Annotated in this window: 19 protein-coding genes; 17 read left to right on the forward strand and 2 right to left on the reverse strand. The window is 71.9% G+C overall.

What is annotated here, in order from left to right:
- The first annotated feature begins 102 nt into the window (after positions 1 to 102).
- The 7 genes from rpe (at position 103) to ACFZCP_RS15455 (ending at position 6,622) form a co-directional block, all read left to right on the forward strand.
- Positions 103 to 789, forward strand: a complete 687-nt coding sequence (gene rpe, locus ACFZCP_RS15425) for a ribulose-phosphate 3-epimerase (RefSeq protein WP_362686885.1) — start codon at positions 103 to 105, stop codon at positions 787 to 789.
- Between the two features lie 90 nt (positions 790 to 879).
- Positions 880 to 1,923 carry a sugar-binding domain-containing protein gene (locus ACFZCP_RS15430; RefSeq protein WP_362686888.1) on the forward strand — a complete coding sequence of 348 codons (1,044 nt, stop codon included), beginning with the start codon at positions 880 to 882 and terminating at the stop codon, positions 1,921 to 1,923.
- 51 nt (positions 1,924 to 1,974) lie between these two features.
- A complete protein-coding gene (locus ACFZCP_RS15435) occupies positions 1,975 to 2,406 on the forward strand; it encodes a ribonuclease domain-containing protein (RefSeq protein WP_391427538.1) in 432 nt (143 codons plus the stop codon).
- Positions 2,403 to 2,732, forward strand: coding sequence for a barstar family protein (locus tag ACFZCP_RS15440; protein ID WP_391427539.1), 330 nt, complete (start codon positions 2,403 to 2,405; stop codon positions 2,730 to 2,732). Before ACFZCP_RS15435 ends, ACFZCP_RS15440 begins: the two co-directional genes overlap by 4 nt.
- Before the next feature lie 134 nt (positions 2,733 to 2,866).
- Positions 2,867 to 4,309, forward strand: a complete 1,443-nt coding sequence (locus tag ACFZCP_RS15445; RefSeq protein WP_391427540.1) for a GuaB1 family IMP dehydrogenase-related protein — start codon at positions 2,867 to 2,869, stop codon at positions 4,307 to 4,309.
- Between the two features lie 345 nt (positions 4,310 to 4,654).
- The gene (locus ACFZCP_RS15450) at positions 4,655 to 6,142 is read left to right on the forward strand and encodes an amino acid transporter (protein ID WP_391427541.1); all 1,488 of its coding nucleotides are present in this window, start codon (positions 4,655 to 4,657) and stop codon (positions 6,140 to 6,142) included.
- A 27-nt stretch (positions 6,143 to 6,169) separates the two neighbouring features.
- Positions 6,170 to 6,622, forward strand: coding sequence for an Lrp/AsnC family transcriptional regulator (locus tag ACFZCP_RS15455; RefSeq protein ID WP_067129751.1), 453 nt, complete (start codon positions 6,170 to 6,172; stop codon positions 6,620 to 6,622).
- A gap of 258 nt (positions 6,623 to 6,880) precedes the next feature.
- Here ACFZCP_RS15455 and ACFZCP_RS15460 read toward each other — a convergent pair whose 3' ends face one another.
- Positions 6,881 to 7,621 carry a UTRA domain-containing protein gene (locus ACFZCP_RS15460; RefSeq protein WP_391427542.1) on the reverse strand — a complete coding sequence of 247 codons (741 nt, stop codon included), beginning with the start codon at positions 7,619 to 7,621 and terminating at the stop codon, positions 6,881 to 6,883.
- Positions 7,622 to 7,848: 227 nt separating this feature from the next.
- Between ACFZCP_RS15460 and ACFZCP_RS15465 the strand changes: the two genes are divergently transcribed.
- The 8 genes from ACFZCP_RS15465 to ACFZCP_RS15500 all read left to right on the forward strand — a co-directional run bounded on the left by ACFZCP_RS15465 (position 7,849) and on the right by ACFZCP_RS15500 (position 17,335).
- Positions 7,849 to 9,009, forward strand: a complete 1,161-nt coding sequence (locus ACFZCP_RS15465; protein WP_391427543.1) for an extracellular solute-binding protein — start codon at positions 7,849 to 7,851, stop codon at positions 9,007 to 9,009.
- The gene (locus ACFZCP_RS15470) at positions 9,006 to 9,905 is read left to right on the forward strand and encodes an ABC transporter permease (RefSeq protein ID WP_391427544.1); all 900 of its coding nucleotides are present in this window, start codon (positions 9,006 to 9,008) and stop codon (positions 9,903 to 9,905) included. Before ACFZCP_RS15465 ends, ACFZCP_RS15470 begins: the two co-directional genes overlap by 4 nt.
- Positions 9,890 to 10,708 carry an ABC transporter permease subunit gene (locus tag ACFZCP_RS15475; protein WP_391427545.1) on the forward strand — a complete coding sequence of 273 codons (819 nt, stop codon included), beginning with the start codon at positions 9,890 to 9,892 and terminating at the stop codon, positions 10,706 to 10,708. Before ACFZCP_RS15470 ends, ACFZCP_RS15475 begins: the two co-directional genes overlap by 16 nt.
- Before the next feature lie 3 nt (positions 10,709 to 10,711).
- On the forward strand, positions 10,712 to 11,788 hold the full coding sequence (locus tag ACFZCP_RS15480; protein ID WP_391427546.1) for an ATP-binding cassette domain-containing protein: 1,077 nt from the start codon (positions 10,712 to 10,714) through the stop codon (positions 11,786 to 11,788).
- A gap of 14 nt (positions 11,789 to 11,802) precedes the next feature.
- Positions 11,803 to 13,269, forward strand: coding sequence for an HAD-IA family hydrolase (locus tag ACFZCP_RS15485; RefSeq protein ID WP_391427547.1), 1,467 nt, complete (start codon positions 11,803 to 11,805; stop codon positions 13,267 to 13,269).
- Between the two features lie 92 nt (positions 13,270 to 13,361).
- On the forward strand, positions 13,362 to 16,511 hold the full coding sequence (locus tag ACFZCP_RS15490; RefSeq protein ID WP_391427548.1) for a nitrate- and nitrite sensing domain-containing protein: 3,150 nt from the start codon (positions 13,362 to 13,364) through the stop codon (positions 16,509 to 16,511).
- The gene (locus tag ACFZCP_RS15495; RefSeq protein ID WP_362686927.1) at positions 16,501 to 16,944 is read left to right on the forward strand and encodes a roadblock/LC7 domain-containing protein; all 444 of its coding nucleotides are present in this window, start codon (positions 16,501 to 16,503) and stop codon (positions 16,942 to 16,944) included. Before ACFZCP_RS15490 ends, ACFZCP_RS15495 begins: the two co-directional genes overlap by 11 nt.
- 7 nt (positions 16,945 to 16,951) lie before the next feature.
- Positions 16,952 to 17,335 carry a DUF742 domain-containing protein gene (locus tag ACFZCP_RS15500; RefSeq protein WP_391427549.1) on the forward strand — a complete coding sequence of 128 codons (384 nt, stop codon included), beginning with the start codon at positions 16,952 to 16,954 and terminating at the stop codon, positions 17,333 to 17,335.
- A 277-nt stretch (positions 17,336 to 17,612) separates the two neighbouring features.
- Here ACFZCP_RS15500 and ACFZCP_RS15505 read toward each other — a convergent pair whose 3' ends face one another.
- Entirely contained in the window at positions 17,613 to 18,164 is a 552-nt protein-coding gene (locus ACFZCP_RS15505) for a Repetin (RefSeq protein WP_391427550.1), read from the reverse strand.
- Between the two features lie 306 nt (positions 18,165 to 18,470).
- On the opposite strand from ACFZCP_RS15505, the gene ACFZCP_RS15510 reads away from it, so the two are divergent.
- Positions 18,471 to 19,259, forward strand: a complete 789-nt coding sequence (locus ACFZCP_RS15510) for a nitrilase-related carbon-nitrogen hydrolase (RefSeq protein ID WP_391427551.1) — start codon at positions 18,471 to 18,473, stop codon at positions 19,257 to 19,259.
- A 49-nt stretch (positions 19,260 to 19,308) separates the two neighbouring features.
- Entirely contained in the window at positions 19,309 to 21,006 is a 1,698-nt protein-coding gene (locus tag ACFZCP_RS15515; RefSeq protein ID WP_391427552.1) for an FAD-dependent oxidoreductase, read from the forward strand.
- The last annotated feature ends 22 nt before the right edge of the window (positions 21,007 to 21,028 follow it).

Below are 21,028 nucleotides of genomic sequence, written 5' to 3' on the forward strand. Positions count from 1 at the left end.
GTTGTCCACAGGCGCCCGCCAACCGTCCGATAAATGTGATGAAAGGGCCTCACCTGTGGACAGGCGCGAACATCAGTGCCCCGGACATGGCAGTCTTGGGTCATGGCCGCGCAGATCAACCCCAGCATCCTGTCCGCCGACTTCGCCCGTCTCGCCGACGAGGCGAAGGCGGTCGAGGGAGCCGACTGGCTCCACGTCGACGTCATGGACAACCATTTCGTCCCGAACCTCACGCTCGGCGTGCCGGTGGTGGAGTCGCTGGCCCGTGCGACGGGTACGCCGCTGGACTGCCACCTGATGATCGAGAACCCCGACCGCTGGGCGCCGCAGTTCGTGGAGGCGGGCGCGTCCTCCGTCACCTTCCACGTGGAGGCCGCCGGTGCGCCCGTGCGACTCGCCCGGGAAATCCGCGCCAAGGGTGCCCGCGCCTCCATGGCGCTCAAGCCCGCGACGCCGATCGAGCCGTACGAGGACCTCCTCCCGGAGCTCGACATGCTGCTGATCATGACGGTCGAGCCGGGCTTCGGCGGCCAGGCCTTCCTGGACATCATGCTTCCCAAGATCCGCCGCACCCGTGAGCTGATCTCCAAGCACGGTCTCCAGCTGTGGCTGCAGGTCGACGGCGGTGTCTCCGAGTCCACGATCGAACGGTGCGCGGAGGCGGGAGCGGACGTCTTCGTCGCGGGCTCGGCGGTGTACGGGGCCCAGGACCCGGCTCAGGCAGTGCGTGCCCTGCGCGCCCAGGCGGACGCGGCCACCGCCAAGGCGTCCTGGGCATGCGACCACTGAGCCACAGCTACGTGAACGCTTGAAGGAGCGGCGCCCATCAGGGCGGATCAGTTGCGCCGAATCTGCAAGGATGAACGGCGAATCCAGAATGTGAACAGCAGTGAGGAGATCGCCGTGTCGGGTATGTCGGCGGGCCGGTCAGCCATGCGGATGGGACCCGCTGAGCTGGTGCAGGCGGCGGCCATGGCCCGCCGCTTCTACCTCGAGGGGAAGTCCAAGATCCAGATCGCCGAGGAGTTCGGCGTGAGCCGCTTCAAGGTGGCCCGGGTCCTGGAGACGGCCCTCGAACGGGATCTCGTACGTATCGAGATCCGTGTGCCGGCCGAGCTGGACGCCGAGCGCTCCGACGCGCTCCGCGCCCGCTACGGCCTCAGGCACGCCGTCGTGGTCGAGTCCCCGGCCGAGGCGGAGGAGACTCCCGACCCCGAGAACCTCGGCGAGGTCGCCGCCGACCTGCTCGGCGAACTCGTCAACGAGGGGGACGTGCTCGGGCTGGCCTGGGGCCGGTCCACCATCCACATGGCAGCGGCCCTCGACCGGCTGCCGCCGTGCACGGTGGTGCAGCTGACGGGCGTGTACGACGCGGGGACCGCCGAACGCGGCTCGGTGGAGGCGGTGCGCCGCGCCGCCCAGGTGTCGGGGGGCGACGCGCACCCCATCTACGCGCCGATGCTGTTGCCGGACGCGGCCACCGCGGTGGCGCTGCGCCACCAGACCGGGATCGCCCGGGCCTTCGAGTACTTCGACAAGGTCACGGTCGCCTGCGTCTCCATCGGCTCCTGGGAGCCGGGCATCTCGACGGTGCACGACATGCTCAGCGACGAGGAGCGCGCGCACTACGCCTCGCTCGGCGTCGCCGCCGAGATGTCCGCGCACCTCTTCGACGCCGAGGGGCGCCGGGTCGGGCGGGACCTGGGGGAGCGGTGCATCACGGTCAAGGCCGACCAGCTGCGCCGTATCCCGGAGGTCGTGGCGATCGCCGGCGGGCAGCGCAAGGCGACCGCGATCGATGCGGTGCTGCGCTCCGGGCTGGTCACCAGCCTGGTCACGGACACCTCGGCCGCGGACTACCTGATGACGGCGGGACCGACGCCGAAGCCCGCGCTCAGCCGCGCGGATCCCGACGGGGTCTGAGAGTGGGTCGCGGCGACGCCGTGACGGGACGGCCGTGGCAGCATCGACGCCATGCTGCTGCGGTTCGTCCCCCCGCCGGTGCTGCGCCGCGTCCCCCGGGCGCTCGCGGGGCTGCTGGTCTGTCTCTGCGTCCTGCTGACGGGGTGCTCGGCGCACACCGGCACCGCGACGGCCCCGAGCGTGTCCACCCCGTCGTGGGCCCGGGGCATGGCCACGGTCGAGGCGTCCGGGCTCCCGGCCGAGGCCCGGCAGACCCTCGCCCTGATCGACCGGGGCGGGCCCTATCCGTACGCCAGGGACGGGATCGTCTTCGGCAACTTCGAGCGGCTGCTGCCCGAGCACCGGCGCGGCTACTACCACGAGTACACGGTGAAGACACCGGGCTCCCACGACCGCGGGGCACGGCGCATCGTCACCGGGCAGGGCGGGGAGATCTACTACAGCGATGATCACTACAAGTCGTTCCGGGCGGTGCTGAGATGAGCGAAGACCTGGCGGGCCGGCTCACGGTCACCCTCGACCTCGCGGGGGTCACGGACAAGACGGGCCTGATGGACCGGACGGCCCGGGCCCTGGCACTGCCCGACTGGTTCGGGCGGAACTGGGACGCACTGGTCGACTCCCTCTCCGACCACACGGTGTGGCCGCAGGACGCCGTCGAGCAGGGGCTGCTGGTCGTCGTGCGCGGCTGGCGGCCGTACGCCGAGGCGCAGCCGGCCGAGTGGCGCACCGCGCAGGACGTGTTCGCCGAGGCGGTCGACCGCACCCCGGCGCTGACCGTCGTCCTGGCTCTTGGAGGATCCTCCTAGACCGCCTCCGACCAGCCTGGATGTTCTGTGGGGGCGTGACACGGCCCCGGCCATGGGAGAATGAAGTACGTGCTCTTTTCCCCCTGGCGCACCCGTCGGGGGGGTCGCCTCTGATCGACTGGGATGTGCAGCACGTGCGATTCCTCAATGACATCCAGCCCGCGTACGACCTGACGTACGACGACGTGTTCATGGTGCCGAGCCGCTCCGCGGTCGGCTCGCGTCAGGGCGTGGACCTCGGCTCGCCGGACGGCACGGGCACCACGATCCCGCTCGTCGTCGCCAACATGACCGCCATCGCCGGCCGCCGGATGGCGGAGACGGTCGCCCGGCGCGGCGGCCTGGTGGTCATCCCGCAGGACATCCCGATCGACGTGGTCACCGAGGTCGTCTCCTGGGTCAAGAGCCGCCACCTGGTGCTGGACACCCCGATCGTGCTGGCCCCGCACCAGACCGTCGCCGACGCCCTGGCCCTGCTGCCCAAGCGGGCGCACAACGCGGGTGTGGTCGTCGACGAGGAGAACCGGCCCGTCGGTGTCGTCACCGACGCGGACCTGAGCGGCGTGGACCGCTTCACCCAGCTCGAAGTGGTCATGTCCCGGGACCTGCTGCTGCTCGACGCCGGCATAGAGCCGCGCGAGGCCTTCAACACCCTCGACGCGCACAACCGCCGCTACGCCCCCGCGGTCGACGAGGACGGCAGGCTCGCCGGCATCCTCACCCGCAAGGGCGCGCTGCGCGCCACGCTGTACACCCCGGCCGTCGACGCGCGGGGCAAGCTGCGCATCGCCGCTGCCGTCGGCATCAACGGCGACTTCGCGGGCAAGGCCAAGCAGCTGCTCGACGCGGGCGTGGACACGCTCGTCATCGACACCGCGCACGGCCACCAGGAGTCGATGATCAGCGCCATCAAGCTGGTGCGCGCCCTGGACCCGCAGGTGCCGATCGCCGCCGGCAACATCGTCTCCGCCGAGGGCGTCAAGGACCTCATCGACGCGGGCGCGGACATCATCAAGGTCGGTGTCGGCCCCGGCGCCATGTGCACCACGCGCATGATGACCGGCGTGGGCCGCCCGCAGTTCTCCGCCGTCCTGGAGTGCGCCGCCGAGGCGAAGAAGTACGGCAAGCACGTGTGGGCCGACGGCGGCGTCCGGCACCCGCGCGACGTGGCCATGGCCCTCGCGGCCGGCGCGTCCAACGTGATGGTCGGCTCCTGGTTCGCGGGCACCTACGAGTCCCCGGGCGACCTCCAGCAGGACGCGGGCGGCCGCCTCTACAAGGAGTCCTTCGGCATGGCCTCCGCGCGTGCCGTGGCCAACCGCACCTCGGACGAGTCCGCGTACGACCGGGCCCGCAAGGCGCTGTTCGAGGAGGGCATCTCCACCTCCCGGATGTTCCTCGACCCGGCCCGCCCGGGCGTCGAGGACCTGATCGACTCGATCATCGCGGGCGTCCGCTCCTCCTGCACCTACGCCGGTGCCGGTTCGCTGGAGGAGTTCGCCGAGAAGGCCATCGTCGGCATCCAGAGCGCGGCCGGCTACGCCGAGGGCAAGCCGCTGCACGCCAGCTGGAACTGACCCGGCCCCCCTTCCTCGCGGCCCCCGCCGTTCCCCTTCCGGGAACGGCGGGAGCCGTCTGCGTGCACGGGGTCGCGGGGAGTCCGAAAAGAGGTGAACCGTGGCCTGAAGAGATGTACGTGCAACGGTCGACAGCCCACGCGCAACGATTTGTCATACGGGCCCGATGAACGCAATGATCATGCAGGGACGCGCAAGGTTGCTGCATTACGCCCGTGAAGGCCCGCCTCATAGGGTGCTGCGCTGTACGTGGTGTGGCGGGGACCCCGCTCGGTGGGTTCCTGCCCTTGCAGGCCTCTGCCGGTCCCCACCCGTCCTGACCGGCATCGAACAAGGAGCCAGCGCGTGCTCGACCAAGGCGCACCCCCGCAGAACCGGACAACGGCCGCCCCCGCATCCCCGGGCGTGGCCGCGCGGCTGATGCGTCGCAAACCCGTGGAACGCCTGGTCGCAGAGGGCGGCCAGGGCGAGGGAGGGTCGCTGAGGCGTTCTCTCGGGCTGTGGCAGCTGACCATGATCAGCATCGGTGCCACCCTCGGAACCGGCATCTTCGTCGTCCTCGGCAACGCCGTTCCGGAGGCTGGTCCCGCGGTCACCCTGGCCTTCGTGATCGCCGGCCTCACGGCGCTGTTCTCGGCCCTGTCGTACGCCGAGCTGGCGGGCAGCATCCCGGTCGCCGGTTCCTCGTACTCGTATGCGTACGCAACGCTGGGTGAGCTGGTCGCGTGGGTCTGCGGCTGGTGCCTGGTGCTGGAGTACGGCGTCTCGGTGGCCGCTGTCGCGGTCGGCTGGGGCGAGTACCTGAACGAGCTGCTCGACGGCACCATCGGTGTCACCATCCCGAGCGCCCTGTCCTCGGCCCCGGGTGAGGGTCACGGCATCATCAACCTCCCCGCGCTGATCGTCGTCCTCCTGGCGATGGTGTTCCTGCTCGGCGGCGCGCGTGAGTCCGCCCGCGCCAACACGATCATGGTCTGCGTGAAGATCGCTGCCCTGGTGCTGTTCTGCGCGGTCGGTTTCATGGGCTTCAAGTCCGGCAACTACCGCGACTTCATGCCGCTCGGCATGTCCGGGGTCAGCGCCGCCGGTGCCACGCTGTTCTTCTCGTACATCGGCTTCGACGCCGCCTCCACCGCCGGTGAGGAGGCGAAGAACCCCAAGCGGGACCTGCCGCGGGCGATCATGCTGTCGCTGATCATCGTGACCGCGCTGTACGTGCTCGTCGCGGGCGTCGCCGTCGGCGCCTGGAACTGGAAGAAGTTCGACGGTTCGGAGGCAACCCTCGCCGCGATCATGAACGATGTGACCGGCCAGACCTTCTGGGGCACCCTGCTCGCGCTCGGTGCGGTCATCTCCATCGCCAGCGTGGTGCTCACCGTGCTCTACGGCCAGACCCGCATCCTCTTCGCGATGTCGCGCGACGGCCTGGTGCCGAAGGCGCTCGGCAGGGTCCACCCGAAGACCGGCGCTCCTCGCCTGAACACGGTGGTCGTGTCCCTCTTCTGCGGTGTGCTCGCCGCCCTCATCCCGCTGGGCAAGCTCGTCGACGCCACCAGCATCGGCACGCTGTTCGCCTTCGGCCTGGTCAACATCGCGGTCGTCGTCCTGCGGTACAAGCGGCCGGAGCTGGAGCGCACGTTCAGGGTGCCGTTCGGACCGGTCCTGCCGGTGCTGGGCTTCGTGTTCTGCGCGTACAACATGTTCAGCCTCGACACCGTCACCTGGGCCGTCTTCGGATGCTGGATGGCCGTCGGGCTCGTGTTCTACTTCGTATACGGCTATCGCCGTTCCCGTCTCGCGACCGCTGAGGACGTCGCGGCGGCAGAGAAGTGACCGACCCGAAGAAGTGAACCACCCCCTGTGCTGAACGATCTCGACGAACGCATCGTGCACGCCCTCGCCGAGGACGCCCGCCGCTCCTACGCGGACATCGGGCAACTGGTCGGCCTGTCCGCGCCCGCCGTCAAACGGCGCGTGGACCGGCTGCGGGCCACCGGAGCCATCACCGGATTCACCGTGCGGGTGGATCCGGCGGCACTCGGCTGGGAGACCGAGGGCTACATCGAGATCCACTGCCGGCGCAACACCTCGCCGGAGACCATCCAGCGGGGCCTGGAGCGGTACCAGGAGGTCGTGGCCGCGTCGACCGTCACCGGCGACGCGGACGCGATCGCCCAGGTCTTCGCGTCCGACATGCGTCACTTCGAGCGGGTCCTGGAGCGGATCGCCGGGGAGCCGTTCGTCGAGCGGACCAAGTCGGTGCTGGTGCTGTCGCCGCTGCTGCGCCGGTTCTCCTCGGGGGCGCCCGGCTGAGGGCTGATGTCAGCGGCGGATTCCAGCTCGTGGGGCACCGGCCGTCGCCGGGTGCGGGTCCGTCGTGGTTTCTCGCGCAGTTCCCCGCGCCCCTGAGGTGCTGCGGCACAGCGCCCCCGACGGGCGGGGGAACTGCGCGACCAGCCACGGAGCACCCGCGCCCGGCGACGGTCAGTGCCCCGCCCACTGCGGCTGCCGACAGTGCCTGCCCGCTCCGGCGACAGCCAGTGGCTCGCCCGCTGCGGCGGCCCTGCTGCCCTACTCCGCGGTCTTTCTCGCCAGCGCGTTGTTCCCGATCGAGTTGTGCACGCTGAAGGTCACCGCGTCCGAGCGGTAGCGGTCGTCCGACCACTCCACCGGGCGCCCTTCGCGGGTGGTCGTCACCCGCCGCACCCGCAGCAGTGGGCTCGTGCGCCGGACGGCGAGCAGCTCGGCGTCCTGGGCGCCCGCCGCCACCGCGTCGATGACGTGCTCGCCGTAGGCGAAGACCAACCCCGTGTCGTCGTACAGCCGTTGGGTGACCGACGGGCAGTCGGGCTCGATCAACTCGACCGCCGGAGCGATCCAGTCGGCGTAGACCGTGCGCTCCAGCAGCACCGGCTCGCCGTCCAGACCGCGCACCCGCAGTACCTGCAACACCCGTGTTCCGGATGTCAGTTGGAGCCGTACGGTGTCCTCCTGCGTGGCCGGGCGGTACTCCTGCGCCACCACGTGCCCGGTGGCCTCGCGGCCCATGGCCCGTGCCCACTGGGCGAAGCTGCGCAGTTCCTCGAAGCTCTGGCTGCGGCGGCTGGCCAGCACCACGCGCCGGGCGCCCTGGCGGGAGCCGATCAGGCCCTCGGCGGTGAGGGTCGCGACGGCCTGGCGGACCGTGCCGCGCGAGACGCCGTAGTGCGCCGCAAGCTCCGACTCCGAGGGCAGCCGGCTGCCGACCGTGTACTCCTCGCGGTCGATCGCACGCCGCAGCTCGTCGGCGATCTCCTCGTGTCGTGCGGTCATGCTTCCCCTCTGCTCAGGTAGCTGTGCACAGCGTGACCAGCCTAATCGAGACCTGAGTGTGATCTGTAGCGGTCTGGATTGTGCAGACAAGTTGGGGCCAAAGTTTCGTCACGGTTTACGGACAGGACACCTGCGACGGGCGTACTGTGACGCAACTTGTTCAGACAAGTTCTCCGTACTTCTCGCTTCGCACCGCATCGAACCCCGTGCGCACCCCTGGAGAGACCGTGACCGTGTCCCTGCCGAGAAACGCCGTCCTCGGCGGCTCCCTCGCCGTCGTCGCCGCCCTCGCGCTGAGCGCCTGCGGCGCCGCCCCCGACAACGCGTCCAGCAAGACCAAGGACGGCAAGAACGCCGCCACCGCCACCTCGGCCGCCGACTTCGGCGGCGTCGACGCCCTCGCCAAGGCCGCCAAGAAGGAGGGCACGCTGCACATCATCGCCGTGCCCCGTGACTGGGCGAACTACGGCGCCATCATCGACGGCTTCCAGAAGAAGTACGGCATCAAGATCGAGGACGAGAGCCCCGACGGCTCCAGCCAGGACGAGATCAACGCCGTCACCTCCCGCAAGGGCCAGGACCGCACCCCCGACGTCCTGGACCTCGGCAGCTCCTTCGCCCTCAGCGCCGCCCAGCAGGGCCTGCTCGCGCCCTACAAGGTGGCCTCCTACGGCGACATCCCCGAGGGCCAGAAGGACCCGCAGGCCCGCTGGTTCAACGACTACGGCGGCTACATCTCCATCGGCTGCGACGCCAAGCGCGTCAAGGCCTGCCCGACCAGCTTCAAGGACCTCCTCAAGCCCCAGTACAAGGGCCAGGTCGCGCTCAACGGCAACCCGACCAAGTCCGGCTCCGCCTTCGGTGGTGTCTACGCGGCCGCGCTCGCCAACGGCGGCTCCTTCGACAGCATCCAGCCCGGCCTCGACTTCTTCGCCAAGCTGAAGAAGAACGGCAACTACACGCCGGTCGAGTCCACCCCGGCCACCGTCGAGAAGGGCGAGACGCCCATCAGCATCGACTGGGACTACCTGAACGCCGGCTACGCCGACGAGTTCAAGTCCAAGGGCGTGGACTGGAAGGTCACGATCCCGAGCGACGGCCAGTACGCCCAGTACTACTCCCAGGCCATCAACAAGGACGCCCCGCACCCGGCGGCCGCCCGCCTGTGGCAGGAGTACCTCTACAGCGCCGAGGGCCAGAACCTGTGGCTCAAGGGCTACGCCCGCCCGGCGCTGATGGCCTCGCTGGAGAAGGCCGGCACGCTCGACAAGACCTCCGCCGCCAAGCTGCCGAAGGTCACGGGCACGCCGTCCTTCCCGACCGAGGCCCAGCAGAGCAAGGCCAAGACGGTCATCGCTCAGGGCTGGGGTAAGGCCGTCTCCGGATGACCGCCGCTCTCCCGCGTGCGGACGTGGCGCCCGTCGCTTCGGCGAAGCGGCGGCGCCGCGCCCCCGGCTGGCTCGCCGTGGTGCCGCTGCTGGTCTTCACGGCGGTCGCCTTCGGCCTGCCCGCCTTCGCGATCCTGGACGGCGCCTTCACGGTCAAGGACCAGACGACCGGTGCCACCTCCTACACGGCCGCGAACCTGAGCACCTCGCTGCAGGGACCGTACCTCACCGCGCTGCTCGGCAGCGTGAAGCTCTCCGCGATCTCCGCCGCCCTCGGCGCCCTGTTCGGGCTGCCGCTCGCCCAGGCCGTGGTCAGCTCCCGCTCGCGCGCGCTGCGCGAGGCCGTGCTGACCGCCTCCGGCGTGCTCGCCAACTTCGGCGGCGTCCCGCTGGCCTTCGCCTTCGTCGCCACGCTCGGCAACGCGGGCGTGCTGACCATGCACCTCGGCCTCAAGGACAGCGGCTGGGACCTCTACAGCTTCTGGGGCCTGGTCCTGGTCTACCTGTACTTCCTGATCCCGCTGATGGTCCTCACCATCACCCCGGCCCTGGACGGCCTGCGCGTCCAGTGGCGGGAGGCCGCGCTGAACAACGGCGCCACCGGTGTGCAGTACTGGCGGCACGTGGCCCTGCCCGTCCTTGCGCCCTCCCTGCTCGGCGGTCTGGTGCTGCTGTTCGGGAGCGCCTTCGCCGCCTACGCCACCGCGGCCGCCATGGTGGGCAGCGCGGTCCCGCTGGTCACCCTGCAGATCGCCGACGCCCTGTCCGGCAACGTGCTCGTCGGCCAGGAGAACGTGGCCCTCGCCCTCAGCCTCGACATGGTGCTGGTGGCGGGCCTGGTGATGGCCGTGTACCTGCCCCTGCAACGACGGAGCGCCCGATGGCTCGACGCCTGACCCCCTGGCGCTGGGCCGTCCTCGGCCTGGCCGCGCTGTACTTCCTGGTGCCGCTCGCCGCGTCCGTGATCTTCACGGTCGACGTGCCCGGCCAGGGCATCACCTTCGACGCGTACACCCGGATCCTGTCCACCGCCGGCTTCACCTCCAGCCTGCTGCTCTCGCTGGAGCTGGCCGTGGCCACCATCGCGGTCGTGCTGCTGCTGATGGTGCCCGCCGTGGTCGCGCTGCGCCTGGGCGCGCCCCGGCTGCGGCCCGTGGTGGAGGTGGTCTGCTCGCTGCCGCTGGTGGTGCCGCCGATCGCCTTCGTCGCGGGGATCGTGACCGTGCTGAAGTGGGGCCCGGAGCATCTGTCCCGGACCCCGCTGTTCCAGACGTTCGTGGTGATCCAGAACGAGAACTTCCCCGTAGTGCTGGTCCTCGCCTACGTCGTGATGGCGCTGCCGTTCGTCTACCGCGCCCTGGACACGGGCCTGCGCGCCATCGACGTGCGCACCCTCGTCGAGGCCGCCCGCAGCTGCGGTGCCTCCTGGCCGCAGGCCCTCGTCAGGGCCGTGCTGCCGAACCTGCGCGGGGCGCTGCTGAACGCGACCTTCCTCACGCTGGCGCTGGTGCTCGGCGAGTTCACCGTCTCGCACCTGCTCGGCTACGAGCCCTTCGCCGTGTGGATCTACAACGTCGGCGGCTCGCAGGCCCAGATGTCCGTCGCCGTGTCCGTGCTCAGCCTGCTCCTCACCTGGGCCCTCCTGCTCGCGCTCGCCGGCGCCGGCGGACGCACCCGAACCGCTTCCTCCCGGGGATGAACCATGACCGTCACCACGCTTGAGAAGGCGACCGCCGAAAAGGCCGCCACCGTCGAATTCCGGGGCCTCAGAAGGGAGTTCGGAGCCACCGTCGCCCTCGACGGGCTCGACCTGACCGTCCGCCCGGGGGAGTTCCTGGCCCTGCTCGGCCCCTCCGGCTGCGGAAAGACCACCGCGCTGCGCATGCTCGCCGGGTTCGAACATCCCGACTCCGGTGCCGTGCTGGTGGACGGCGAGGACGTCACCCACGTCCCGGCCCACCGCCGCGACGCCGGGATGGTCTTCCAGTCGTACAGCCTCTTCCCGCATCTGAACGCCGTCGACAACGTCGCCTTCGGGCTGCGCATGCGGGGCGTCCGCACCGCCGAACGGCGCTCCCGCGCGGCCGAGTTGCTGGACCTGGTCGGCCTGGGCGACAAGGGGGAGCGGTTCCCGCACCAGCTCTCCGGCGGACAGCAGCAGCGCATCGCGCTCGCCCGCGCGCTCGCCCTGCGCCCGCGCGTCCTGCTGCTCGACGAGCCGCTGTCGGCGCTCGACGCCAAGGTGCGTCTGACCCTGCGCGAGGAGATCCGCCGGCTCCAGCAGGAGCTCGGCATCACCACCCTCTTCGTCACCCACGACCAGGAGGAGGCCCTCTCGGTCGCCGACCGGGTCGCCGTCATGCGCGCCGGGCGGCTCGAACAGTGCGCCGAACCGGCCGAGTTGTACGGCCGTCCCGCCACCGCCTTCGTCGCCGAGTTCGTCGGCACCATGAGCCGGATCCCGGGCGAGCTGAAGGACGGCACGGTCGAGGTGCTCGGCCAGCGGCTGCCGGCCGACGGCGAGGCCGCGAACGGCACGGTCGACGTGCTGGTGCGGCCGGAGTCCGTCCACGTGCGGGCCGACGAGCAGGGCAGCGCCCGGGTCGTCGCCACCGCCTTCCTGGGCGCCGTCGTCCGCGTCACCGTACGGCTCGCCGACGGCACCGAGGCCAAGGCCGACCTGCCCGCGCACGAGGCCGCCGGGCTCGGCGCCGGATCCGCCGTCGGCGTGTCACTGCCCGAGCGGCCGGTCCTGGTGGCCGAACGTATCCAGAAGTGAGGAACGACAACAACGTGACCCCCCACACCCTCGCACGCCCGCTGCAGGCCGTCCTGTTCGACATGGACGGCACGCTCGTCGACACCGAGCGCCTGTGGTGGGAGGCGGTCGAGCAGGTCGCCGGACGTCCGCTGACCGAGGCCGACCAGCCCGAGGTGCTCGGCCGGCCGGTCGAGCACACCGCCGCCTGGCTGGGCACCGCCGACGGCAGGCCCGAAGCCGACCTCGCGGCCGAGCTGCACCGGGAGTTCGCCGTCCGCGTCCGCACCGGGATCGTGCCCCGCCCCGGCGCGCTCGCCCTGCTGGACGCCCTCTCGGACTCCGGCGTCCCCACCGCCCTGGTCACCGCGTCGCCGCGCGCGGTCGCCGACGTGGTGCTCGACGCCCTCGGCGCCGGACGGTTCGCCGTCTCCGTCACCGCGGACGACACCGACCGCACCAAGCCCGCCCCCGATCCCTACCTCGCCGCCTGCACGGCCCTCGGCGTCGACCCGGCCGCCTGTGTGGCCGTCGAGGACACCGCGACCGGGGTGGCCTCCGCGGAGGCCGCCGGATGCGCCGTCCTGGCCGTGCCCTCGCTCGCGCCGATCGACGCGGCACCCGGGCGGACCGTGCGGGACAGCCTGGCCGGTGTCACCCCGCAGGAGCTGGGCGACATGGTTGCGCCCGGACTGCGGGTGATGAGCTGGAACCTGTGGCTCGGCGGCAGCAAGGTCGACGATCACCGGGCCAAGCAGGTCAAGGCCGTCCTGGAGAGCGGCGCGGACGTCGTCGGGCTCCAGGAGACCGCCGGTACGGCGGCCCGGGAACTGGCCGAGGCGCTCGGCTGGCACCACCACCGGGCCGGGGAGAACCTCGGCGTCATCAGCCGGTACCCCATCACCGCCCGCTTCGGGGACCCCGACGTCGGCTTCTACGGGGCCGCCGGCGTGCGGATCGAGGTCGCACCCGGCCGTGAGGTCGACGTCTGGACGGCCCATCTGCACTACACGCCGTACGGCCCCTACGAGGCCGCCTTCGACGGACTCGGGGCCGGCGAGCTCATCGCCCACGAGGACGTGCGGCTCTCGCAGATGCGCGACGCGCTGCGCCGGATCGCCCAGTCGTCCGCCGACGGCGTCCCCGTCGTCCTCGTCGGCGACTTCAACTGCCCCTCCCACCTGGACTGGCCGGACGTGGCCTGGCCGGTCACCGAGGCGGCGGCACAGGCGGGCTTCGCCGACTCCTACCGGCAGGCCCATCCCGACCCGGTGGCCGAGCCGGGGCACACCTGGTCACCGATCCACCCGGTGCACGAGGACGGCAGCGGACGGCCCGAGCCGCAGGACCGGATCGACTACGTGCTGCACCGGGGCCTGACCGTGCGGGACGCGAGGACCCTGGTGACCGGCATCCCGCGTCCGTGGCCCGATGTCGCGGGCAACGACTGGCCCTCCGACCACGCGGCGGTCGTCACCACCTTTGCCCTGCCTGTGAAGTGACCCGGGGTTACCGCAGGTCACCATTGCGGACCAGGTGATGATCCCGTAGGTTGTGCCCGCTCTTACTGACTGGTAATACCGGCAGGTACCCCATGCGCTGGCCCGTCGGCCGTCCCACCACCGTCCGCGCGAGGATCGTTGCACTCGCCCTCGCCCCGGCCGTCGCCCTCATGGCTCTGTGGAGCTTTGCCATGGTGTCGGTCACCGCCGAACTGCGCGCGCTGATCCGGGTCCAGGGGGTGTACGAGGACTTCGGCACCCCCGTGGACACGGCGATCGGGCAGATCCAGATCGAGCGCCGGATGTCCGCCGCCTATCTGGGCGCCGGCCTCAACACTGCCACGGCGAGCGGCCTGCTCGCCCAGCAGCGCCGCACCGACCGGGCCGTCGACGCCCTGCGGCAGGCGGTCCGGGACGGGGACCGGGGGCGGCTCAGCGACCGGCAGCGCCAGGCACTGGACAGCGCGGTCGCCGCCACCGGGAAACTGGAGGGGCTGCGCCAGCAGGTGCTGTCCCGGAAGATCTCCTGGGACCGTGCGGTCGACGCGTACAGCACGCTCGTCGAGCCCGGCTTCGACGTGCAGTCCACGCTGACCGCGCTCCAGGCCGGGCAGCTCGCCCGGGAGGCACAGGTCGTCATCGAGTTGGTCCGGGTACGGGAGTTCGTCTCCCGGGAGGACGCCCTGGTCGCCGGGGCGCGGGCGGCCGGGACCCTGACCGACCGCCAGTACGACGCCCTGACCGCGACCATCGAGGACCGGCGCGTCTTCGAGCGGACGTATGTGGCCGACCTGCCCGCCGACTCGCGCGGCCTGTTCGAGGACTTCCAGCGCGGGGACCTGTACCGCTCGCTGGCCGGCGGAGAGGACGCGCTGCTGCGCGCCGGAGCCGGGCGGGCCGGGCAGGCCGTCGAGGCGGACACCTGGCGGACCACCACCGACCGGGCCGTCAAGCGCTACATGCAGCTGTGCACCCGGTCCGCCGAGAACTCCGCCGCACGCGGCCGGGCCTTCGCCTACCACGAGCTGACCAAGGCCGCCGTCGTCGGCGGGGTGGGGCTGGCCGCCGTCGCCCTGTCGCTGTGGTTCGCCGTACGCGGCGCGCGGCGCATCTCGCGCCGGCTGGAGACCCTGCGGGACGCCGCCGACGTGCTGGCCACCCGGCAGCTCCCGGACGTCATGCGCCGGCTGAGCGCCGGTGAGGAGGTCGACGCGCTCGCCGAGGCGCCGCCGCTGGCCGCCGGCGAACTCAGGGACGACGAGATCGGCCAGGTCGGCCGGTCCTTCAACACCGCGCGCCTGGCCGCCGTGGACGCAGCCGTCACCCAGGCCACCCTGCGCCGGGGCCTGTTCGCGGTCCTGCTCAACATCGCGCGCCGCAACCAGGCGCTGGTGCACCGCCAGCTCAAGCTCGTCGACACACTGGAGCGGCGTACCGACGATCCGGACGTTCTGCGCCAGCTGTTCCGCATCGACCATCTGACCACCCGGATGCGCCGCCACGCGGAGAGCCTGATCATCCTCTCCGGCGCGGTGCCCGGGCGCCGCTGGCGCCGGCCCGTGCCCGTGGCGGACGTCGTCGCCTCGGCGGTGAGCGAGATCGAGGACTACGCGCGCGTGGTCGTGCCGACGATGTCCGAGGTCGGCGTCGCCGCGGACGCGGTCGCCGACGTCGTCCACCTGATCGCCGAACTCCTGGAGAACGCCACGGTGTTCTCGCCGCCGCACACCCAGGTGACCCTGCGCACGGGGCGGGTCGGCAGCGGCTTCGTCCTGGAGATCGACGACCGCGGTCTCGGCCTCGACGCCGATCAGCTGGCCGAGGCGCGGCGCACCCTCACCGACGCCGACGCCTTCGACCCCACCCGGCACGACCGGCTCGGCCTCTACGTCGTCGGCCGCCTCGCCGCCCGGCACGGCATCGAGATCAGCCTGAGGGACTCGCCCTACGGGGGTACGACGGCCGTGGTGCTGCTCCCGGAGGGCATCCTCGCGCAGCCGGACCCGGCGGGGACGCCGGCCACCGGGACCGAGGGGCGGGAGAGGGCGGCACTCGGGAGCGAGGGGCGGGAGAAGGCGGCACTCGGGCCGAGGCCGGTCGAACCGCCGAGGCCGGTGGAGCCCCTGGGACCGGACGAGCCCATGGCGCCGGCCGAGCGGTCGCACCGGGCCGAGTGGCCGGAGCGGTCGCAGCGGGGCGAGCGGTCGCAGCGGGGCCAGCAGGCGGAGCGCGCCGAGCGGTCGGAGCCGAACGTGCCGCTGGAGTCTGCCGAGCGGCCGGAACCGGCGGAGCGGCTGGAACAGAACGAGCGCAGGGCGCCGGTGCTGGAGCTGCCCACCAGGAGGCGGTCCGCACCCCCGCTCACCTCCGTACCGGGACCCGCACGACACGAGCCCTCCGCACCGGGGGTCCCCGGTCCGCAGGCCTCGCCCGAGGGCCCTGGTGCGCAGGCCGCGCCGGACGTTTCGGGATCGCGGGCCACGCTCGACGGCTCCGGTACGCAGGTCCCGTCGCAGATCCCGGGTGCGCAGGCCGCGCCGGAGGTCACGGGTGCGGAGCCCGCGCGTGACGTTGCGGGTTCGCGGGGCACGCCGGACGCCCCCGGCCCGGGGACCATGCCGGGTCTGCCCACCCGTACCCGCCAGGCCTCCCTCGCCCGGGAGCTGCGCGACGATCCGCCACCGCGGGCGACCGCTCCGGAGCGCGAGATCGACCCCGACGAGATGCGGGCGATCTTCGGCGCCTTCCAGCGCGGTCTGGACCGTGGCCGCAAGGGCCTGCCGGCCGCGGCGGGGACAGAGAACGGAACGGGCAGGGCCGAGGCCCGGACCGACAGGGGTGAGGGACCGGCCGGCAGGGCCGACGGCTCGACCGGTGGGGCCGACGCCCCGACGGACGGAGCCGGCCGTCCCACCGCCGTGCCTGCGGACTCGACCGCTGTTCCCGCGGACCTGGCCACCACACCCGTCGACTCGACCGCCGCGCCCAGCCGTTCCACCGTCGGGCCCGACCACCGGGGCCTGGCAGCGTTTGCGCCGGGCGCCGTACCCGAGGCTTCGGCCGGCGAGCCGCTCGCGCCGGGCGCCGTACCCGGGGCCTCGGCCGTCGAGCCGCACGCCCCTGACCCCGCACCCGGGGCCTCGGCCGTCGAGCCGCACTCCCCGCCGCACCACCCGGCCGCCGCGTCCGACGACGCCACGGCCCACGCCGACGAAGGGACGGACACCGACGATGCACGGTGACGACCAGAACCCCGTGAACCCGGCCCCGGCCCCGGCCGCCGGAACGCCCGGCACGGACCTCGGCTGGCTGCTCGACGACCTCGTGGCCCGTACCGACCACGTCCGTCAGGCCGTGCTGCTCACCGCCGACGGTCTTCCGCTGAGCTGCTCGGAGGGCATGCGCCGCCGGGACATCGAGCACCTGTCCGCCGTCTGCTCCGGCTTCCACGGCCTGGCCCGCTCGGCGGGGGAGCGGTTCGACGCGGGGGAGGTGCGGCAGACCATGGTCATGCTGGAGGACGCCTATCTCTTCATCACCCCGGCCGGTCACGGCAGCCGTCTCGCCGTGCTGAGCGAGGCGCGGACCGACGTCGGACAGCTCGCCCACGAGATGGCCCTGCTCGTCCGCCGCCTCGGCCGCCACCTGGACGCCGCCACCCGTCCGGCCCGATGATCCCGCGGTGAGCGACGAGCACTGGTACGAGGACGAGACCGGGTCGATGGTCCGTCCCTACACCGTGACCCGGGGCCGTACCCGGCCCTCGGAGCGGCATACCGCCGACCTGATGTCCCGGGTCACCGCCCTGGAGCCGGACGACGCGGCGCACCCGGACCTCGACCACGCACGCGCCTCGCTGCTCGACCTGATCCGGCGCGGCGCGCGCCCCGTGGCCGAGCTGGCCGCGGACGCCGACCTGCCCCTGACCGTCGTCCGGGTCCTGCTCGGCGATCTGGCCGAGGCGGGGCTGATCCGCATCGACGCGCCGCGGCACCTGCCGGTCGCCGGTCCGGCCGCCGATCCCGTGCTGCTGCGGGAGATCGTGGAGCGGCTGAGGGAGCTGTAGCACCGGCGCCGGCGGACTCACCGACAGGGCGGCCGTCCGCCGCGTCGGACGGCAGGAACGCCCCCCGGTAGGCCGAGCCGCGGAGGCACCCGGCCGTCATCCGAGCCGGCTCCGCCGGTTCTCCCCGGCGGCACCCGGCTCTCCCTCCGGGCCTGCTCCCGCGGTGCTTGCCGGTGGCGCCCCCCTGTGTTCCCAGGCGGCGCCCCGGGAAGGACCGTCGGTGACGCCCCCAGGAAGGGCCGTCACCGAAGCCGGGCGAGTGGCGGGTGTGCGGTGCTCAGAGCGCCGGGTTCCACGGGACGACCTTGAAGTCGCCCGTGCCCTGCTTCACCTTCTCGAACGGCGCCGACGACACGCACGGCGGCAGGTCCTTGGTGTCCCTCGGGCTCCCGGTCCCCGCCCAGCTGTAGCCCAGCCGGTCGTGCCCGCCGAGGTCGTGGACCGTGACACCGACCCGCTTGCCCTTGGCCCCCGGCAGGTCCGAGGCCGTGATCACACCCGAGACGACCGCGACCTTCCCGCCCGTGACCAGGCAGTCCACCTTCGCCTTGGCCCAGGCGCCGTTCCCGTGCAGGTAGTGGCTGAACCTGAACGTTCCGGTGGCCTTCTGCGGGTTCCGGTTGTCCTTCGGCGCCAGATGCGCGTCGAAGGAGAAGGTGATGTCGTCCCCGGCCGACCGGTACAGCTTGGCCGTGCCGGTGAGCGCGGCGGCCTCGCGTTCGGGACGGGGTGTTCCACCACCCGAGGCCATGGCCGCACCCGCCGTCCCGGCGGTGATCAGCAGGGCAGTGGCCAGGGTGACGGCGGCGATCTTCGTACGACGCTGCATGGCGGTCCTTTCCGCAGGTCAAGCGTGTGAACTGAACGATCACCACTCTCCCGGCGCCACGCCCTGCGCACATCGGCCCGCGGGCGGCACCCCGCCTCCCCCGTCCGGCGGGGAAGCCCGGTCGTGACCTGCGTCTCAGGGAGGACGGGAACCGCCACGGGGGGCGCGCAACGAATCGCCGTGCGACCCCCACTCCACGCAACGAACCGCGCACCGGCACGCAACGGCTCCCGCTTGTCCGTCCGAGCGCGCCGACCGTACCTTCTAACTGGCCCCCAAACCCCTCTTTCCGGTGAGGATCCCCGCATGCGCACCGCCCTGCTCCAGAGCTCCGGCCGCCCCGGCTCCGTCGTCGAGAACCTCAAGGTCCTCGACGAGGCCGCGGGCCGGGCCGCCGCCGCGGGCGCCGCGCTGCTGGCCGCGCCGGAGATGTTCCTGACCGGGTACGCGATCGGCGACGCCATCGGCCGGCTCGCCGAGCCCGCCGACGGCGACTCGGCCGACGCGATCGCCGAGATCGCCACCCGGCACGGCCTGGCGATCGCCTACGGCTACCCGGAGCGCGACGGCGGGACCGTCCACAACTCGGCCCAGCTGATCTCCGCCGACGGCACCCGGCTCGCGAACTACCGCAAGACCCACCTCTTCGGCTGCTTCGAGCGCGACCACTTCACGCCGGGCGAGCAGCCGGTCGTCCAGGCCGAGCTGAACGGTCTGACCGTCGGCCTGATGATCTGCTACGACGTCGAGTTCCCGGAGAACGTCCGCGCCCACGCCCTGGCCGGCACCGACCTGCTGATCGTGCCGACCGCGCAGATGCACCCCTTCCAGTTCGTCGCCGAGTCCCTGGTGCCGGTGCGGGCCTGGGAGAACCAGATGTACGTCGCGTACGTCAACCGGGTCGGTCCCGAGGAGGAGTTCGAGTTCGTCGGACTGTCGGTCCTCGCCGGCCCCGACGGCATCGCCCGCGCCCGCGCCGGCCGCGGCGAGGAGCTGGTGTGGGCCGACGCCGACCCCGGCTTCCTGGCCGCCTCCCGCGAGGCGAACCCGTACCTGAAGGACCGCCGCCCCGGTCTGTACGGGTCTCTCGTCTGACCCCCCGAGCCCTCACCCGTACCACCCCCGCGCAAGGAGTCCGTACCCCATGACGTCCACGGTGCCCAACGCCGTCGAGCACGCCGACGAGCAGCAGCCGCCGATCACCATGTTCGGCCCGGACTTCCCCTACGCCTACGACGACTTCCTCGCCCACCCGGCGGGCCTCGGCCAGATCCCCGCGACCGAGCACGGCACCGAGGTCGCCGTCATCGGCGGCGGTCTGTCCGGCATCGTGGCCGCCTACGAGCTGATGAAGATGGGCCTCAAGCCCGTCGTCTACGAGGCCGACCAGATAGGCGGCCGGCTGCGCACCGTCGGCTTCGAGGGCTGCGACGAGTCGCTGACCGCCGAGATGGGCGCGATGCGCTTCCCGCCGTCCTCCACGGCGCTGCAGCACTACATCGACATGGTCGGTCTGGAGACCGTTCCCTTCCCGAACCCGCTGGCCGAGGCCACCCCGTCCACCGTCGTGGACCTCAAGGGCGAGTCGCACTACGCCGAGACCGTCGACGACCTGCCCCAGGTCTACCGGGACGTCGCCGAGGCCTGGAACAAGTGCCTCGACGAGGGCGCGGACTTCTCCGACATGAACCAGGCCATGCGTGAGCGCGACGTCCCGCGCATCCGCGAGATCTGGGCGAAGCTCGTCGAGAAGCTGGACAACCAGACCTTCTACGGCTTCCTCTGCGACTCCGAGGCCTTCAAGTCCTTCCGGCACCGCGAGATCTTCGGCCAGGTCGGCTTCGGCACCGGCGGCTGGGACACCGACTTCCCGAACTCCATCCTGGAGATCCTGCGGGTCGTCTACACCGAGGCCGACGACCACCACCGCGGCATCGTCGGCGGCTCCCAGCAGCTGCCGCTGCGCCTGTGGGAGCGCGAGCCGGAGAAGATCGTCCACTGGCCCTACGGCACCTCGCTGAAGTCCCTGCACGTGGACGGCGAGCCGCGCCCGGCCGTGACCCGGCTGCACCGCACCGCGGGCAACCAGATCACCGTGACGGACGCGAACGGTGACATCCGCACCTACCAGGCGGCGATCTTCACCGCCCAGTCCTGGATGCTGCTGTCCAAGATCGCCTGCGACGACTCGCTCTTCCCGATCGACCACTGGACCGCGATCGAGCGCACCCACTACATGGAGTCCAGCAAGCTCTTCGTGCCCGTGGACCGGCCCTTCTGGCTGGACAAGGACGAGGAGACGGGCCGGGACGTCATGTCGATGACGCTCACCGACCGCATGACCCGCGGCACCTACCTGCTGGACGACGGCCCGGACAAGCCCGCCGTGATCTGCCTGTCCTACACCTGGTGCGACGACAGCCTGAAGTGGCTGCCGCTGTCCGCGAACGAGCGGATGGAGGTCATGCTGAAGTCGCTCGGCGAGATCTACCCGAAGGTCGACATCAGGAAGCACATCATCGGCAACCCGGTGACCGTCTCCTGGGAGAACGAGCCCTACTTCATGGGCGCGTTCAAGGCCAACCTGCCCGGCCACTACCGCTACCAGCGGCGCCTGTTCACGCACTTCATGCAGGACCGGCTGCCCGAGGACAAGCGGGGCATCTTCCTCGCCGGCGACGACATCTCCTGGACGGCCGGCTGGGCCGAGGGTGCGATCCAGACCGCGCTGAACGCGGTCTGGGGCGTCATGCACCACTTCGGCGGCGAGACCGACGCGGCCAACCCGGGTCCGGGCGACGTCTACGACGAGATCGCCCCGGTGGAACTGCCCGAGGACTGACCGGGCCCCGAGCGGGGCGCGG

The sequence above is a fragment of the Streptomyces sp. NPDC007971 genome, assembly GCF_042958635.1.
Classification (GTDB): domain Bacteria; phylum Actinomycetota; class Actinomycetes; order Streptomycetales; family Streptomycetaceae; genus Streptomyces.

Coding starts and splice junctions, on each gene's coding strand:
- rpe (WP_362686885.1), top strand. CDS start 103: ATGGCCGCGCAGATCAACCCCAGCATCCTGTCCGCCGACTTCGCCCGT.
- ACFZCP_RS15435 (WP_391427538.1), top strand. CDS start 1,975: ATGCTGCTGCGGTTCGTCCCCCCGCCGGTGCTGCGCCGCGTCCCCCGG.
- ACFZCP_RS15440 (WP_391427539.1), top strand. CDS start 2,403: ATGAGCGAAGACCTGGCGGGCCGGCTCACGGTCACCCTCGACCTCGCG.
- ACFZCP_RS15460 (WP_391427542.1), bottom strand. CDS start 7,621: ATGACCGCACGACACGAGGAGATCGCCGACGAGCTGCGGCGTGCGATC.
- ACFZCP_RS15470 (WP_391427544.1), top strand. CDS start 9,006: ATGACCGCCGCTCTCCCGCGTGCGGACGTGGCGCCCGTCGCTTCGGCG.
- ACFZCP_RS15475 (WP_391427545.1), top strand. CDS start 9,890: ATGGCTCGACGCCTGACCCCCTGGCGCTGGGCCGTCCTCGGCCTGGCC.
- ACFZCP_RS15480 (WP_391427546.1), top strand. CDS start 10,712: ATGACCGTCACCACGCTTGAGAAGGCGACCGCCGAAAAGGCCGCCACC.
- ACFZCP_RS15490 (WP_391427548.1), top strand. CDS start 13,362: ATGCGCTGGCCCGTCGGCCGTCCCACCACCGTCCGCGCGAGGATCGTT.
- ACFZCP_RS15495 (WP_362686927.1), top strand. CDS start 16,501: ATGCACGGTGACGACCAGAACCCCGTGAACCCGGCCCCGGCCCCGGCC.
- ACFZCP_RS15505 (WP_391427550.1), bottom strand. CDS start 18,164: ATGCAGCGTCGTACGAAGATCGCCGCCGTCACCCTGGCCACTGCCCTG.
- ACFZCP_RS15510 (WP_391427551.1), top strand. CDS start 18,471: ATGCGCACCGCCCTGCTCCAGAGCTCCGGCCGCCCCGGCTCCGTCGTC.
- ACFZCP_RS15515 (WP_391427552.1), top strand. CDS start 19,309: ATGACGTCCACGGTGCCCAACGCCGTCGAGCACGCCGACGAGCAGCAG.